The organism is Actinomyces sp. ZJ308 (genome assembly GCF_011752065.1).
In the GTDB taxonomy this organism is placed as follows: domain Bacteria; phylum Actinomycetota; class Actinomycetes; order Actinomycetales; family Actinomycetaceae; genus Actinomyces.
In genome coordinates this window covers 94,651-109,075 of sequence record NZ_JAAIJY010000001.1, presented here as the reverse complement: position 1 = coordinate 109,075, position 14,425 = coordinate 94,651, and the positions used below count along the sequence as shown (strand labels likewise).

At 71.3% G+C, this 14,425-nt stretch carries 13 protein-coding genes; 5 read left to right on the top strand and 8 right to left on the bottom strand.

What is annotated here, in order from left to right:
• Positions 1 to 12: 12 nt before the first annotated feature.
• From HCR68_RS00490 to HCR68_RS00475, 4 genes are read right to left on the bottom strand one after another with little or no spacing between them, the layout of a single operon-like run.
• Positions 13 to 1,374, bottom strand: a complete 1,362-nt coding sequence (locus HCR68_RS00490) for an oligosaccharide flippase family protein (protein WP_167145161.1) — start codon at positions 1,372 to 1,374, stop codon at positions 13 to 15.
• Positions 1,375 to 1,433: 59 nt separating this feature from the next.
• Positions 1,434 to 2,504: a Gfo/Idh/MocA family oxidoreductase gene (locus tag HCR68_RS00485; protein WP_167145159.1), complete on the bottom strand. Its 1,071-nt coding sequence runs from the start codon at positions 2,502 to 2,504 to the stop codon at positions 1,434 to 1,436.
• A gap of 1 nt (position 2,505) precedes the next feature.
• Positions 2,506 to 3,639, bottom strand: a complete 1,134-nt coding sequence (locus HCR68_RS00480) for a DegT/DnrJ/EryC1/StrS family aminotransferase (protein ID WP_167145157.1) — start codon at positions 3,637 to 3,639, stop codon at positions 2,506 to 2,508.
• On the bottom strand, positions 3,639 to 4,283 hold the full coding sequence (locus tag HCR68_RS00475; protein WP_167145156.1) for an acyltransferase: 645 nt from the start codon (positions 4,281 to 4,283) through the stop codon (positions 3,639 to 3,641). Before HCR68_RS00475 ends, HCR68_RS00480 begins: the two co-directional genes overlap by 1 nt.
• A gap of 251 nt (positions 4,284 to 4,534) precedes the next feature.
• Between HCR68_RS00475 and HCR68_RS00470 the strand changes: the two genes are divergently transcribed.
• Positions 4,535 to 5,251, top strand: a complete 717-nt coding sequence (locus tag HCR68_RS00470) for a glycosyltransferase family 2 protein (protein WP_167145154.1) — start codon at positions 4,535 to 4,537, stop codon at positions 5,249 to 5,251.
• 38 nt (positions 5,252 to 5,289) lie between these two features.
• Entirely contained in the window at positions 5,290 to 5,715 is a 426-nt protein-coding gene (locus HCR68_RS00465) for a DUF2304 domain-containing protein (protein ID WP_167145152.1), read from the top strand.
• 23 nt (positions 5,716 to 5,738) lie between these two features.
• Here the strand turns inward: HCR68_RS00465 and HCR68_RS00460 are convergent, their stop codons facing one another.
• Entirely contained in the window at positions 5,739 to 6,635 is an 897-nt protein-coding gene (locus tag HCR68_RS00460; RefSeq protein ID WP_167145150.1) for a glycosyltransferase family 2 protein, read from the bottom strand.
• A gap of 275 nt (positions 6,636 to 6,910) precedes the next feature.
• Between HCR68_RS00460 and HCR68_RS00455 the strand changes: the two genes are divergently transcribed.
• Both HCR68_RS00455 and HCR68_RS00450 read left to right on the top strand, forming a co-directional pair.
• Entirely contained in the window at positions 6,911 to 8,173 is a 1,263-nt protein-coding gene (locus HCR68_RS00455; protein WP_167145148.1) for an LCP family protein, read from the top strand.
• Positions 8,174 to 8,188: 15 nt separating this feature from the next.
• On the top strand, positions 8,189 to 9,691 hold the full coding sequence (locus HCR68_RS00450) for an LCP family protein (RefSeq protein WP_243858829.1): 1,503 nt from the start codon (positions 8,189 to 8,191) through the stop codon (positions 9,689 to 9,691).
• A 96-nt stretch (positions 9,692 to 9,787) separates the two neighbouring features.
• Here HCR68_RS00450 and galE read toward each other — a convergent pair whose 3' ends face one another.
• The 3 genes from galE to HCR68_RS00435 form a co-directional block, all read right to left on the bottom strand.
• On the bottom strand, positions 9,788 to 10,777 hold the full coding sequence (gene galE, locus HCR68_RS00445; protein WP_167145147.1) for a UDP-glucose 4-epimerase GalE: 990 nt from the start codon (positions 10,775 to 10,777) through the stop codon (positions 9,788 to 9,790).
• A gap of 346 nt (positions 10,778 to 11,123) precedes the next feature.
• Positions 11,124 to 11,666: a 5-(carboxyamino)imidazole ribonucleotide mutase gene (gene purE / locus HCR68_RS00440; RefSeq protein ID WP_167145145.1), complete on the bottom strand. Its 543-nt coding sequence runs from the start codon at positions 11,664 to 11,666 to the stop codon at positions 11,124 to 11,126.
• Between the two features lie 43 nt (positions 11,667 to 11,709).
• Complete coding sequence (locus HCR68_RS00435) at positions 11,710 to 13,005, bottom strand: ATP-grasp domain-containing protein (RefSeq protein WP_167145143.1); 1,296 nt, start codon at positions 13,003 to 13,005, stop codon at positions 11,710 to 11,712.
• Positions 13,006 to 13,203: 198 nt separating this feature from the next.
• Here HCR68_RS00435 and HCR68_RS00430 point away from each other — a divergent pair, with 198 nt between their 5' ends.
• Positions 13,204 to 14,388, top strand: a complete 1,185-nt coding sequence (locus HCR68_RS00430; protein ID WP_243858843.1) for a hypothetical protein — start codon at positions 13,204 to 13,206, stop codon at positions 14,386 to 14,388.
• Positions 14,389 to 14,425 lie beyond the last annotated feature (37 nt).

Sequence of the window (14,425 nt, the reverse complement as noted above, 5' to 3'; positions counted from 1 at the left end):
CCCGAGGTGTCCTCAGCCCGCGTCGTCTTCCACTCCTCCGGAGACGGCCGACGACGCAGCCCCCTCCTGCCCGTCCTCCTGGCTCGTGCGTCCCTCCCGGTTCTCCCGGTTCTTCGCCTCCTGGAAGCTGCCCACGCGCTTGCCGGCGTCGAACTGCTTGGCGGCGTGGTCGGCCAGAGCGGTGTTGGCCACCAGCAGTCCGGCCATCATGGCGCCCAGGACGTAGCAGGTGGCCAGCAGGTCCAGCGGGGACCAGTACAGCCAGGCCAGGGGAAGCGCGGTGTAGAAGACGTTGAACCCCAGCATCCAGTCCTGGTGCTCGGTGACGATGAAGAGATTCGAGATCGGCGAGGTGATGAGCATCATGAACAGCCAGGGGGTCAGCGCGCGGGCGAAGCTCCCGGACTCGGCCCACTGCGAGCCGAACAGCAGCGGGAAGATCCACGGCGAGAGCACGTAGATGAGCGCGAAGGGAACGATCCCGATGAGCACCGCCCGCCTGATGGTGACCCGGACCAGTGGACGCATCTGCCCGGGCTCGATCGTGGAGAGCTTCTGGAAGAAGACCCTGGCCACGGCGCCGTTGATGAGGATGAGCGGGGCGTCGAGAACCCCCCACGCCATCTGGAACTGCCCCAGGGAGGAGACCGAGTAGCCCGAGATGAGCAGGGCGATGCCGTTGGTCCGCAGCGCGTCCCCCAGGGCGTTGGGACCGTTGAGCAGGGGCATGCGCCGGTAGCGGCGGGCCACCCAGCGCAGGGAGGGCGCGCCCTCGGGAAGCCGGCGCCACAGGGCCTTGGCCTGGCGTCCCAGGTTGGCGAAGGCGAAGAGCTGGCCCGCCGTGTGCCCGAGCACCAGCCCGGGCATTCCGCCCAGGCCCGCGACCCCCAGGATGAACTGGCCGCCGGTCAGGCCGATCTGCTGCTCGGCCTGGTTGACCGCGATCGTGCGGTAGTCGCTGTTACGGTTGAACCAGTACTTGAACAGCTCCACGCCGGACATGAGGAAGGTGGTCAGCCCCACCATCGGCATCCACAGGGCCACCTCGTGCCCCCACTGCCGGGTGATGACACCGTTGAGCGGGAAGGACAGGACCGTGGCCAGCAGCGAGACCACCGTCAGGCACACCATGCCCAGACGGGCCACGCTCAGCGCCTCGGACTCCCGCTTGGGCAGCATGATCGCCATGTCGTAGCGCAGCGCGGCGACCGCCACCAGGATCGAGGCCACCGAGATGTAGGTGCCCAGCAGCCCCATGTCGTGGGGGGTGTAGACCCGGGCCAGGACGATCTTCATGAGGAAGGTGACGCCCTGGGCCACCGCCGTGCCCGTCACCAGTGTCAGGACATGGCGCAGGAACGGTGAGGAGTCCATGACCGAGCGGACCCGGGCGAGCGCCCCCGCCACGGGTCCGACCGGTGCGGCCGAGCGGTTCAGAGCTCGACCGTCCGGTTCTCGCTCGCCGAGGTCAGGACCGCCTCGACGACGTCGAGCGTGGCCACGCCCTCGGCCATGGTGACGTGGCGCTGGGCCACGCCGCGCACGGCGTCACGGAAGCTCTCCTGCTCCAGGGCCAGCGGCTCGCGCTTGGGGATCGCGTAGCGGATGACGTCGCCCTCGCTGACGCCCCGGAAGACGGCGACCTGGTCCCAGGTGGAGGCCACGGTGCCGTTGGCGTGGAAAGTGAGGTCGCCGGTGAGGGTGTCGGCCACGAAGGCGCCCTTCTCACCGGTGACGATCGTGATGCGCTCCTTGAAGGGGGTGAGCCAGTTCACCTGGTGGCTGACGACGATGCCGCCCTCCAGCAGGCCGGTGGCCACCATCATGTCCTCGGTCTGGCGGCCGGAGCGGTGGGTGACCTGCGCGGCCACGGAGGTGTAGCGGGCGCCGGCCACCCAGGAGGTCAGGTCGATGTCGTGGGTGGCCAGGTCCTTGACGACGCCGACGTCGCTGATGCGGGCCGGGAAGGGGCCCTGGCGGCGGGTGAGGACCTGGTAGACCTCGCCGAGCTCACCGGCGTCGAGGCGCTCGCGAAGCGCCCGCAGGGCGGGGTTGCAGCGCTCCACGTAGCCGACGGCGCCCACGAGCCCGCGCTCGGCGAAGGCGGCGGCCACGCGACGACCCGCGGCGGCGTCGTGAGCGATGGGCTTCTCCACCATGGTGTGCACGCCCGCCTCGGCCAGGGCCAGGGCGACGTCCTCGTGGTAGACGGTGGGCACGGCCACCATGGCGGCATCGAGCCCGGCGTCGATGAGGGCGTGGACGTCCGGCAGGACCGGCAGCTCACCGGCCACGCCGAAGCGGTCACCGCCGGGGTCGGCCACGGCCACGAGCTCCATGCCCTCGGTGGCGCGGATGACCCGGGCGTGGTGGCGCCCCATGGAGCCCAGGCCGATGAGGCCCACGCGCAGGGGGGTCTCGGCCGTGCCCTTGTCCGGCAGGTAGTGGGCACCGGGCAGGCCTGTGGTCGTGGCCAGGCCGTCGAGGGCGACGTTCTCGCACATGTCAGGCACCCGCCTTGACGGTGGCGGCCACGGCCTGGCCGATGCGCTCCAGGTCGGCCTCGCTCAGCGAGGGGTGGACCGGCAGGGAGAGGCACTCGCGGGCGGCCTTCTCGGTCCCGGGCAGCTCAAGGCCCTCGGCGTAGTGGGCCAGGGAGGCCAGGCGGTGGTTGGGGATGGGGTAGTAGACGCCGCTGCCCACCTGCCACTCCTCGCGCAGGGCCGCCTGGACGGCGTCGCGCTCGGCGGCCGCGGCCCCCTCCAGGCGGATCGTGTACTGGTGGTAGACGTGCGTGTACCCCTCGGGGACGTCGGGGGTGACGACGCCCTCCACGCCCGCCAGCTCGGCGTTGAGGCGGGCGGCGTTGGCCTGGCGGGCGGTGGTCCAGTCGGCCAGCCTGGCGAGCTGGACGCGCCCGACGGCGGCGGCCACGTCCGTCATGCGGTTGTTGAGGCCCACCAGCTCGTTGGCGTACTGCTGCTCCATGCCCTGGTTGCGGATGAGGCGGCAGCGGCGGGCCAGCTCGGCGTCGGCGGTCGTGATCATGCCGCCCTCGAGGCTGGTCATGTTCTTGGTGGGGTAGAAGGAGAAGGAGCCCCAGGCGCCGAAGGTGCCCACCGGCCTGCCGTCGATGGCGGCGCCGTGCGCCTGGGCGCAGTCCTCGAAGACGGCCAGGCCGTGGCGCTCGGCGATGTCGAGGATCTGGGGCATGTTGGCGGGCAGCCCGTAGAGGTGGACCACCTCGATGGCCGCCGTGCGCTCGGTGATGGAGGCCTCGACACTGGCGGGGTCCAGGGTGAAGGTCACCGGGTCGATGTCGGCGAAGACCGGGACGGCACCGCTGATGGCCACCGAGTTGCCGGTGGCGGCGAAGGTGAAGGAGGGGACGATCACCTCCGGGGCGGCCCCGGCGCGCTCTGCCAGCTCGCTGGCCAGGGTGGCCACGTGCTGGGCCGAGGTGCCGGAGTTGACGGCCACGCACTCGACGCCGTCGACGACCTGGGCGGAGAACTCCTCCTCGAAGGCCTTGACCTGGGGCCCCTGGACGACCATGCCGGAGGCGAGGACGGCGTCGACGGCGTCGCGCTCCTCCTGCCCGATGATCGGCTTGGCGGCGGGAATGAACTCGCGTGACATCAGTGGGTGACCTCTCGGATGGTGATGGACTCGGGGCCCGACTCGGCGTCGGCCCCGGTGCCGGATTCTTGGTACAGGGCCCCGGTGACGGGGCAGCGCCAGCGCTGGACGCCGTCAGGACCGGGATCGGTGGGGGTGAGCGGCTCACCGGCGCGCCCGACCCAGCCGATGCGGCGGGCGGGGACCCCGGCGACCAGGGCGTGGGCGGGGACGTCCCTGGTGACGACGGCGCCGGCGGCGACCGTGGCCCAGGCGCCGACGTGGACGGGGGCGACGCACACCGCGCGGGCTCCGATCGAGGCGCCCTCGTCGATGGTGACCCCCACGGGCTCCCAGTCGTCGGCGGACTTGCGCGTGCCGTCGGGGTTGACGGCCCGGGGGAAGTGGTCGTTGGTCAGCGTGACCGCCGGGCCGATGAAGACGCCGTCGGCCAGTCGGGCGGGCTCGTAGACGAGGGCGTAGTTCTGCACCTTGCAGCTGTCCCCCATGACCACGCCCTCACCGATGTAGGCGCCGCGGCCCACGATGCAGTCCCGGCCGAGGACGGCGTGCTCGCGAACCTGGGCGAGGTGCCAGATGCTGGTGCCCTCTCCGAGGGTGGCGTCCTCGGAGACGTCGGCTGACGGGGCGATTCGAGTGGCCACGGCGACTCCTGTGCGGACGGCCCGGGCCGCCCTGACGGTCGAGTAAGGCCGGTCAACCTGCTGGTTGCCGGGGCCGTGCCACTCCGGTCGCCGGGGCGGCGGGCGCTGCACGACCGGCCCCATCCTAGGGGACGCGCCGGTCTCAGACGACGCCGGGACGTGACCCGAACGAGACCTACCCCACCCGGGCCCGGAGGTCCGGGACGTCACACGCCGGACGGAGCCCAGTCATCGCGTGCGAGAATGCATCGGTGACTACCTCCAACGTGACACGGGCCGACGAGTCCGCCCCGGTGCCCCGGGTCACCGACACCTGGCTCGTCATCCCCCTGTACAACGAGGCGACCGTCGTACGCGAGGTCATCTCCCGGGCCCGCGAGATCTTCCCCTACGTCGTCGTCGTCGACGACGGCTCGAAGGACGACTCGGCCCGGGAGGCGGCCGCCGCGGGAGGCATCGTCGTGCGCCACCCGGTCAACCTCGGTCAGGGCGCGGCGCTGCAGACGGGCTTCTCCTACGTCCTGGAGAAGACGAACGCCGACTACGTCGTCACCTTCGACGCCGACGGCCAGCACTCCCCGACCGACGCCGCCGCCATGGTCGCCGCGGCGCGCGAGGAGGGGCTCGCCGTCGTGCTCGGATCGCGGTTCCTGGAGGGTCCCTCCCCGGTGGGCTGGCTCAAGCGGCTCGTGCTGCGCACGGCAGCGGCGGTCAGCTCCCGCACCTCCGGCATGCGGCTGACCGACGCCCACAACGGCCTGCGGGTCATCCGCCGCGACGTCCTGGCGCGCCTCGACCTCAAGCAGAACCGAATGGCCCACGCCAGCGAGATCATCCGCCAGATCGGCGCCACCGGGCTGCCCTGGCGCGAGTTCCCGGTGCACATCGTCTACACGGACTACTCCCGCTCCAAGGGTCAGTCCCTGTGGAACTCGGTCAACATCCTGGTCGACCTGCTCTTCTCCTGAGCACTCTCGCCTGAGCCCGGCACGGAAGGCACAGACTCATGATTCATCAGATCGCCACCCAGGTCGCTCCGACCACCAACCGCCAGTTCTTCATCCAGGCCGCCCTCATCGTGGCAGTGGCGGCCGTGGGCTGGATGATGCTGCGCACCCCCGGGGGCGCCCGTCATCAAGCCGGACGTCGGCTGGCGACCCTGGCCTTCGTGGCCTTCGCCATCTTCACCATCGCCTTCCCCTCGGTGACGACCTCGATCGCGCACCGGGTGGGGGTCGGGCGAGGCGCGGACCTGCTGCTGTACGCCCTGGCCATCGCCTTCCTGGCGCAGATCCTGTCCTCCTTCCGCCGCAACGGCGCACGCGAGCGTCAGATCACGCACCTGGCCCGGCGCATCGCCCTGGATGAGGCCCCCGAGCCGCCCGCCGCGGCCAGGCTCACCCCTGAGCGCGAGGCGCCTCACGAGCGATAAGCCGGTAGCAAGCCCCCACCCCGTCAGCGCCGTGAGGCCCGGACCTCAAGCTCCTCGCGCAGGCGCAGCCCGCCGGAGAGCACCCAGCGCACCGGTGCCTGCCACGGCGCGTCGTAGACACCGGACAGGTAGTGGCGGGCCGAGGCGTGGTGGGCGCGGATCATCCTCTCGGGGCGGGCCTTCCAGCTCGCCCCCTGCTCGTGGATGACGACGGAGTCGTAGACCTGCACATTGAGCCAGCCGGCCCTGCCGACCCGCTCGCCGAGATCCACGTCCTCGAAGAACATGAAGTAGTCGTCGTCGAATCCCCCCAGGCGCCTCCAGGCGGCCGCCGGCAGCAGCAGACAGGCTCCGGAGAGCCAGCCCACCGTCCGCGACCCGCCCGAGCCCGACCGGCCGGCGGTGTGATAGGCGGCGGAGAAGGGGTTGCTCGGCCACACCTTGCCCAGGACCGCATGACCGGCGCCCTTGACCAGCAAGGGCAGAGCGCGCCCGGAGGGGTAGACGGTGCCGTCGGTGTTGAGCAGCAGCGGTCCGAGGCAGCCGGCCGCCGGGTTGGCCAGGCCCGCGTCGATGAGGGCGTCGAGGCTGCCCGGCCGCCAGACGAGGTCGGGGTTGGCCACCACGACCCAGTCCTCCTGAAGGTCGGCGGCCGCCAGGTTGGCACCGGCACCGTAACCGAGATTGGTCCCGTCGCCGACGACGCGGGCGCCGTGGCGCTCGGCCGCGGCGGTGACGACGTCGTGCTCGGTCCCGTTGTCCGCGATGACGACGGTGAGCCGGCGCGCCGTCGCCGTGGCCAGGGATTCCAGGAACCGCTCCAGCTCCCCGCCGGGGTTGAAGGCCACCGTCACCACCCGCACGCTCTGATCGTCGGGAGCCTCGGAGACCGGTGCCCCCTGCGAGGACCGTTCCGACATGCTGTCCGGTTGGCTGTTCTCACCAACCGGTCCGCCGTCGGCCCTTCGCTCAGGAGGGGGGACGACCTGGGGGACGGAGGGCTCGTCTACCGGATCCGGAGGGCCGCCGGGAGCACTTGAGGCAAGGGTTGGCGTGGGTTCCACAACATTGGTCACGGAAAGAGCCTATCGCTGTGACCGACGTGAGAGGCCTCACCCCTCTCAGGGCGAATCTCATGCGACAGGTGTAGGAAGGCCCATATAGATCTCCCCAGTGATTCCCTATCATCGCTCCTGTGCCTCAGTTCAGTAAGCCGCGCGCGCGGCACTCCTCCAAAGAACTCGGACGCCGCCTGGCCCGCCGAGCGGGGTTCAGCGTCCTGGCGGTGACGCTGTTCGTCGTCTCGGCCGCGGGCTTCGCATGGCACAACATCCAGTCGAGGATCGCGTGGTTCAACGTCGACAGCATCCTCTCCGAGGAGGACCGGCCCGGCACCAAGCCGCCGGACAGCTACGACGGCCGGGCCGTCAACCTGCTGGTCCTGGGCACCGACTCCCGTTCCGGGGACAACAACGTGGACGGTTCCGAGGGCAGTGACGAGGTCTCCGTGGCCCGCTCCGACACGGCGCTGGTCATGCACATCTCCGCCGATCGCAAGCGTGTTGACGCCGTCTCCATCCCCCGCGACACGCTGGTGGACATCCCCGAGTGCACGAGCCTCGATGGTGAGACCACCGGTGCCGAGGAGGACGGCCAGTTCAACTCCGCCTTCGCTAACGGGGCCGGCACCGGCAACGACAAGAAGGCCGTGGCCTCAGGAGCGACCTGCACCCTCAAGACCGTGGAGAAGATGACGGGCATCCGCATTGACGACTTCGTCGTCGTCGACTTCAACGGGCTGTCCAAGGTGGTCGACTCCCTCGGAGGAGTGCACGTGCAGGTGGACGAGGCCATCGACGACTCCGAGTACACCGGTCTGCAGCTCGACGAGGGCTGCCAGAAACTGGACGGTCAGACCGCCCTGCAGTACGCCCGTGTCCGCCACGGCGTCGGCGACGGCTCGGACATCTCCCGCATCTCCCGTCAGCAGAAGCTCATGAACGCCATGGCCTCCAAGGCGCTGTCCTCCAACGTGCTCACCCAGTCCGGCTTCCTGACCAGCACCCTGGAGACGCTCACCACCTCGGAGCACATCGGCCAGATCGGCAACCTGTCGGGTCTGGCCTACTCCGTCCAGGGCGTCGGCATGGACAAGATCAACTTCATCACCATGCCCAACGAGTCGGCGGCCGACGAGAACCGCGTCATCCCCACCGAGAACGCCAAGACGGTATGGAAGGCGCTCAAGGATGACAAGCCCGTCCCCGCCGACGCCACGGCGCCGGCCACGACGGAGACGGGCACCGCCACGGACGACTCCGCCGCCTCGGAGGAGACCCCCGAGGGGGCCGAGGACACCGAGGCAACGACGCAGTCGCCCCAGACACAGGCGCCTCAGACGGGCTCCTCCTCCCAGCAGCCCGCCGCGAAACCGAATGCTCAGACCTGCCCCGCCTGAGGCAGAATCGTAGGCGTGACCCCGACAGACGACTCGCTCCCGCCCTCGATCACCCCCGGCTCCGGCGGGGGCAGGCCCCAGCGACGGCAGCGTCCCATCGACGCCGTCAACCAGCGCAGCCGCGAGCGCGGGGAGGCACCCCGGGGTGAGGCCGGCGCCGCTTCCGACCCCGCCGGCGGCTCCCCACGACGCCCGACCTCGTCGGCCCCCGCCTCTCAGCCCCAGCGGCACTCGGTCCTGGGGCGTCGGAACGGTGAATCGGCCTCCTCTCAGCAGGCACCGCAGAAGGAGTCACAGGAGGCCCAGCAGCCCCCCTCGGTTCAGCCACGCCGAGCCGGGGCACCATCTCAACGTGGTAGTCACGCCCGGGCCGGGTCCAGTGCGGTGCCTCTGGAGCAGGGGGCCGACGGCCGCAGTGCCGCCGCCGGGCCCGAGCGCACTCAGGCGATGCCCGCCCGGCGCGGCACCTACCCTGTGGGCGCTCAGGCCCTTCAGTCCCCGCAGGACCCGGTTCCGGGGCGGCCCGCGCTGGAGCCCGAGCCGCCCCGGAGTCCCAAGCGTCGCCGGCCGAGCTGGCGCCGGATCCTGCGCTGGACGATCGTTGTCATCGTCGTCGTCCTGGCGCTCATCGCGGCCCGGGTCGCCTGGCTGTGGAACGACGTCTCCTCCCAGCTCCACCGAGTCGATGCCCTGTCCGGAGCCGCGGACACACCGGGCGAGACCTGGCTCATCGTCGGGTCGGATGCGCGCGGCGGTGTCATTCAGGACGACACCGAGGGCGCCCGCGCCGACTCCGTCATGCTGCTGCACCGAGCGGAGAACGGGCAGACGAGCCTGACCTCCCTGCCGCGCGACACCTTCGTGGACATCCCCGAGTACGGGGAGAACAAGATCAACGCGGCCTACTCCTTCGGCGGTCCCAAGCTGCTGGTTCAGACCGCGGAGCAGCTCTCCGGGCTGACGGTGGACCACTATGTGGAGGTCGGCATGACCGGCGTCTCGGAGATGGTCGACGCCGTCGGCGGGGTTGAGCTGTGCTGGTCGTCCGATGTCGCCGACGAGGACTCGGGGATGGTCTGGGACACCTCCCAGGGCGAGTGCCAGACCGTGGACGGGACGAAGGCGCTGGCCTACTCCCGGATGCGCAAGTCGGACCCGACCGGTGACGTCGGGCGCGGCCTGCGACAGCGGGCCGTCATCTCCGCAGTGGTGTCCAAGGCCGCCTCGCCGTACACCGCCGTCTCCTTCTCCCGGCAGGACGCGCTGGTCGACGCCGGCACCAACGCGCTGACCGTGGACGAGAGCGCCGGCACCATGAGCATCGCCAGGATGGTGCTGGCCTTCCGCTCGGCCTCGGGCGGCGGTCTGACCGGCGCCCCGCCCATCGAGGACACCGCCTACGTATCCGACGACGCCGATATCGGTGAGGCGGTGCTGCTTGAGGACACGACCGCGCCGAGCTTCTTCTCCAAGCTGCGCGACGGGAAGCTGACGGCGGCCGACTTCAACCAGGCCTGACGAGCCGGGCACGCGGCGCACGCGGGCGGGCCGGCACCTCACGATCGAGATGCCGGCCCGCCGGCGTGGATCTCCGGTCCGGGCGGGTGAGCCCGCTCAGCCGAAGTGGGGCCGGTTGGGGTCAGCCTGCCAGGAGGTGTAGGAGGAGGAGACGATGTCATCCAGATCGTGCTCGGCCTTCCAGCCCAGGACCTCGCCGATACGGGTGGCGTTGCCGATGAGCTGGGGCGGGTCACCGGCGCGGCGGGCCAGCTCCTCGGGCTCCAGGTCCAGGCCGGTGGCGGCGATCACCTTGGAGACCACGTCCCGCACCGAGGAGCCCTGGCCGGTGCCGACGTTGAAGACGTGCTCGGCCATCTCCTGGCCGCCGGCCAGGTAGTCCAGGGCGGCGATATGGGCGACGGCGAGGTCCTTGACGTGAATGTAGTCGCGCACGCAGGTGCCGTCGGGGGTCGGGTAGTCGGTGCCGAAGATCTTGGGGGTCTCCCCCTTCGAGAGGCGGTCGAGGACCATGGGAATGAGGTTGAGGGTGGCCATGTCGCCGAGATCGTCCCAGCCGGCGCCGGCGACGTTGAAGTAGCGCAGGCCGGCCCAGCGCAGCCCCCAGGCCTTCTCGGCGTCGGTCATCATCCACTCGCCGATGAGCTTGGTCTCGCCGTAGGGGTTGATGGGGTGGCAGTCGATGTCCTCGGGCACGACCTCCACCGGGGGCATGCCGTAGACGGCCGCCGAGGAGGAGAAGATCATCTGGTTGACGCCGGCTCTCTCCATGGCCAGCAGCATGTTCGCCAGGCCGCCCACGTTCTGCTGGTAGTACCAGGCCGGGCGCTCGACGGACTCGCCCACCTGCTTGCGGGCGGCGAAGTGGATGACGGCGGTGACGCCGCGCGAGCTCATGACCTCGGCGAGGGCCTCGAGGGCCCGGCCGTCGGCGACGTCGAGCTCGACCAGGGCGGCACCCCTGACCCGCTCCGGCGTCCCGTAGGAGAGGTCGTCGACGACGACGACCTCCTCCCCGCGCTCGAGGAGAAGTCGGACCACGTGCGCGCCGATGTAGCCGGCGCCTCCAGCAACGAGAATACTCATGCCGCCAGTCTACACACGATCACCCAGAACCGAACAGAAACGAACTTTGAGATCAACGCGTCCGCGAGCTCCTCGCACGGCCCCCGCACTCCTGTAAACCCGTGCACACTGGAACCACAGGAGGCCCGCGTCACGTCGCCGGGGTGTCCACAGGAATGACATTGGACCCCCAGCCCACAGAATCGATCCGGCGGATCGGCGCGATTCCAACGATCTTCCCGCCCCTCGCGCGCCGGGATCCTTCCAATGTCATTTCTGTGGACACCGAAGGACTGACGCGCTCACCGCAGACCGAGGAATACGGCAACCATGCAGCCGGACACTCCTTCGCGCGGTCGGTTGATCATCAACTCTGCAGGCGCTCGCGCAGAGCGGCGCCCTTGGCATGGGCCACCTCACCCAGGTCCTTCTGGAAGTCGCGCATCGCGGCGGCCAGGCGGGAGGCCTCCTCCCCCTGGCCGGAGGCGAGGATCCGCACCGCCAGCAGCCCGGCGTTGCGCGCCCCGCCGATGGAGACGGTGGCCACCGGCACCCCGGCCGGCATCTGCACGATGGAAAGCAGGGAGTCCATCCCGTCGAGGTACTTCAGCGGCACCGGGACCCCGATGACGGGCAGCTCGGTGACGGCCGCCAGCATCCCGGGCAGGTGCGCCGCTCCCCCGGCGCCGGCGATGATGACCCGTAGCCCCCGCCCAGCGGCGGCGCGCCCGTAGTCGATCATCTCGGTGGGCATGCGGTGGGCGGAGACGACGTCGGCCTCATAGGCCACGCCGAACTCGTCGAGCACCTCGGCGGCGGCGCCCATGACCGGCCAGTCCGAGTCCGAGCCCATGACGATGCCGACCGCCGGCCGGGTCGTACCTGCCTTCATTGCGCTGCCCTCGCTCATGATTCTCTCCTGTCTCCCGATGCTGTGTGCTGGTGCGTCCGACTCAGGCGTCCCCGCGCAGGATGGCGACGACGCCGCGCGCCTGCTCGACGACGTCGGCGACCTCCTGATCGGGACCGACCGTCATGGTGACGTGCCCGAGCTTGCGCCCGGGTCGCCACTGCTTGCCGTAGAGGTGGATCCGCGCGTCCGGCTGGGCGGCCATGGCCCGGGCCAGGGCGTCGGCGCCGGGCTCGTGCCGGCCACCGATGAGGTTGACCATGACGGTGGTGGGCGCCGTCGCATCGGTGGCGCCCAGCGGCAGGTCGAGCACCGCCCGCAGGTGCTGGGCGAACTGGCTGGTGACGGCGCCGTCCTGGGTCCAGTGGCCGGAGTTGTGCGGGCGCATCGCCAGCTCGTTGACGTACAGCCGCGTGGGCTCCCCGAAGGTCTCGACGGCGAAGAGCTCGACGGCGAGCACCCCGGTCACCCCGGCGCGCTCCGCCACCGCCCGGCCGATGAGCTCGGCCTCCTCGACGGCGACCGAGTCGAGCCCCGGCGCCGGAGCCAGGACCTCGGCGCACATGCCGTCCTCCTGGACCGTCTGGGCCACCGGCCACACCGCGACCCGCCCACTGGGGCTGCGCGCCAGCAGAACGGCCAGCTCCCGGGTGAACGGGACGGCCTGCTCCACCAGGAGGCTGGTCACCGCGGCCCCGCCGAGACTGCCTCCCCCGCCGGCCCCCTGACCGTCAGTCCGACCGGCGCGTGCCCGGGCCACCGAGGCGATCCACGCGGCCGCCTCCCCCTCGTGCAGGGACTCGGCGCTGCGCACGAGCAGGACACCGTGGCCGTCGTAGCCGCCGCGCGGTGTCTTGAGCACCACGGGCCAGCCGTGCTCGCCGGCGAAGGCCTCCACGGCGTCGGCCATCTGCTCGACGGTCTCCTGCTGCGGCCCGCCGACCTCGACCCAGGCGGGCTGAGGAAGCCCGGCCTCGCTCATGGCCCGGCGCATGGCCAGCTTGTCTCGGGCCAGCTCGAGGGCCTGAGGCGTGGGCTGGACGCTGACGCCCTCGCTCTGAAGACGCTCCAGAAGGGCGGCGTCCTGATGCTCGTGCTCGAAGGTGACAACCGCGGCCGGCCCGCCACCGGGCGTCTCGGTACCGTCACCGGTGACGACGGCGCGCACGGCCGCCTCATCGTCGGCAGCCCCGACGGGGGCGTCAGGGGTCACCTGACCGGTGGAGCCGTCAGCGGCCTCCACCAGGGCCCTCAGGTGGATGCCCAGGGCGCTGGCCTCCTCCTGCATCATGCGGGCCAGCTGGCCGCCTCCGATCACGGCAACAATGGGTGCGCTCACGTCTCCAAGGCTACCCGCCCGCCGCCCGCCCTCATCGCAGGCGGGGCGCGAGACCGTAGGCTGGAGGCCGTGACTCCACCCGCCTCAGACTCCTCGGCTCCCCAGCAGGCCCCCCTCCCGAGCACCGCTCCACAACCGTTCTCGCCGTCATCGCCGTCATCGCCGTCGTCGCACAGCGCGTTCTCGGCGTTCTCGCGCCTGCCCCGCCCTGTCCAGGTCCTGGCGGTCTGGGCCGCGGCGAGCACCCTGACCTTCCTCATCCTGCGGCTGGGCGCCCAGGACACACCGGCCACCCCGTGGGGCGGTGCCGCGCCGTCCTGGCAGGAGCACATGAGCTTCTGGGACGCCGGCTGGTACAACCGGATCGTCGAGGAGGGATACCCCGACCGGTTGCCGGTCGGCGCCGACGGGCGGGTCGTACAGAACGCCTGGGCCTTCATGCCGCTGCTGAGCGGTCTGGCCTCGCTGCTGGCCTGGACAGGCTGGTCCTTCTACGTGCGCGCGGCAATCGTGTCGATCCTGGCCTCGGCGGGCGCGGCCCTTGTCATGGACCGCTGGCTCTCGCCGCTGGCGGGGCGTCGCAGCTCCCTGTGGGCGGTGGCCCTGGTCTGGTCCTCACCGTGCGCGGCGGTCCTCCAGGTCCCCTACGCCGAGTCCCTGGGGCTGGTACTGGTGGGGCTGACGCTGTGGCTGGCGAGTCGCGGGCGGGCGCTCACGGCGATCCCCCTGGCGCTGGCGGCCTGCTTCGCCCGCCCCGTCGGCGTGCCCCTGGGCGCTGCGCTGGGCCTGTGGTGGGCCTGGGAGGTGGCCTGCGCCCGAGGATGGCTCCCGACCGCCTGGTTCTCCCGCCTCCTGCCGGGGCGCGATCCTCTCAGTGCGAGCGGGCGCTGGCGGCTGCTGACGCTGGCGCTGGTCACCTGCGCGGCGGCCCTGACCTGGCCGGCGATCGCCTGGCTGACCACGGGCAGGCAGGACGCCTACACGGCCACTGAGACCTCCTGGCGCGGCGCCGACCTGGCTCCCTTCGCCCCGTGGCTGACCCGACTGGGCGACTGGGTTGGCCCGCACCTGGGGCCGGTCCTGCTCGCCGTCGTGCTGGTCGCCGTGGGCCTGGTGCTGAGCGCCCCGAGCCTGCGCGCCCTGGGGCCGGCGGCCTGGTTCTGGTGCCTGGGATACCTGCTCTACCTGCTGGCCTTCTTCGACCCGACGACGTCGGTGCTGCGCCTGCTGCTGCCCCTGGCTCCGGCGGGCTGGGCGCTGGCCGCCACAGCGGGCACCACCCGTCGGCGGCTGGCGCTCCTGGCCGCCTGCGTCGTCGGCCAGCTGGTGTGGGTCTCCTGGGTCTGGGACTTCGGCAGCATCAGCATTCAGTGGGTGCCGTGACCGGTCTCGGCTTGCATGACCTGACAGAGACCGGCAT

Coding starts and splice junctions, on each gene's coding strand:
- purE (WP_167145145.1), bottom strand. CDS start 11,666: ATGAGCGAGGGCAGCGCAATGAAGGCAGGTACGACCCGGCCGGCGGTC.
- HCR68_RS00465 (WP_167145152.1), top strand. CDS start 5,290: ATGATTCATCAGATCGCCACCCAGGTCGCTCCGACCACCAACCGCCAG.
- HCR68_RS00490 (WP_167145161.1), bottom strand. CDS start 1,374: ATGGACTCCTCACCGTTCCTGCGCCATGTCCTGACACTGGTGACGGGC.
- HCR68_RS00485 (WP_167145159.1), bottom strand. CDS start 2,504: ATGTGCGAGAACGTCGCCCTCGACGGCCTGGCCACGACCACAGGCCTG.
- HCR68_RS00480 (WP_167145157.1), bottom strand. CDS start 3,639: ATGTCACGCGAGTTCATTCCCGCCGCCAAGCCGATCATCGGGCAGGAG.
- galE (WP_167145147.1), bottom strand. CDS start 10,777: ATGAGTATTCTCGTTGCTGGAGGCGCCGGCTACATCGGCGCGCACGTG.
- HCR68_RS00460 (WP_167145150.1), bottom strand. CDS start 6,635: ATGTCGGAACGGTCCTCGCAGGGGGCACCGGTCTCCGAGGCTCCCGAC.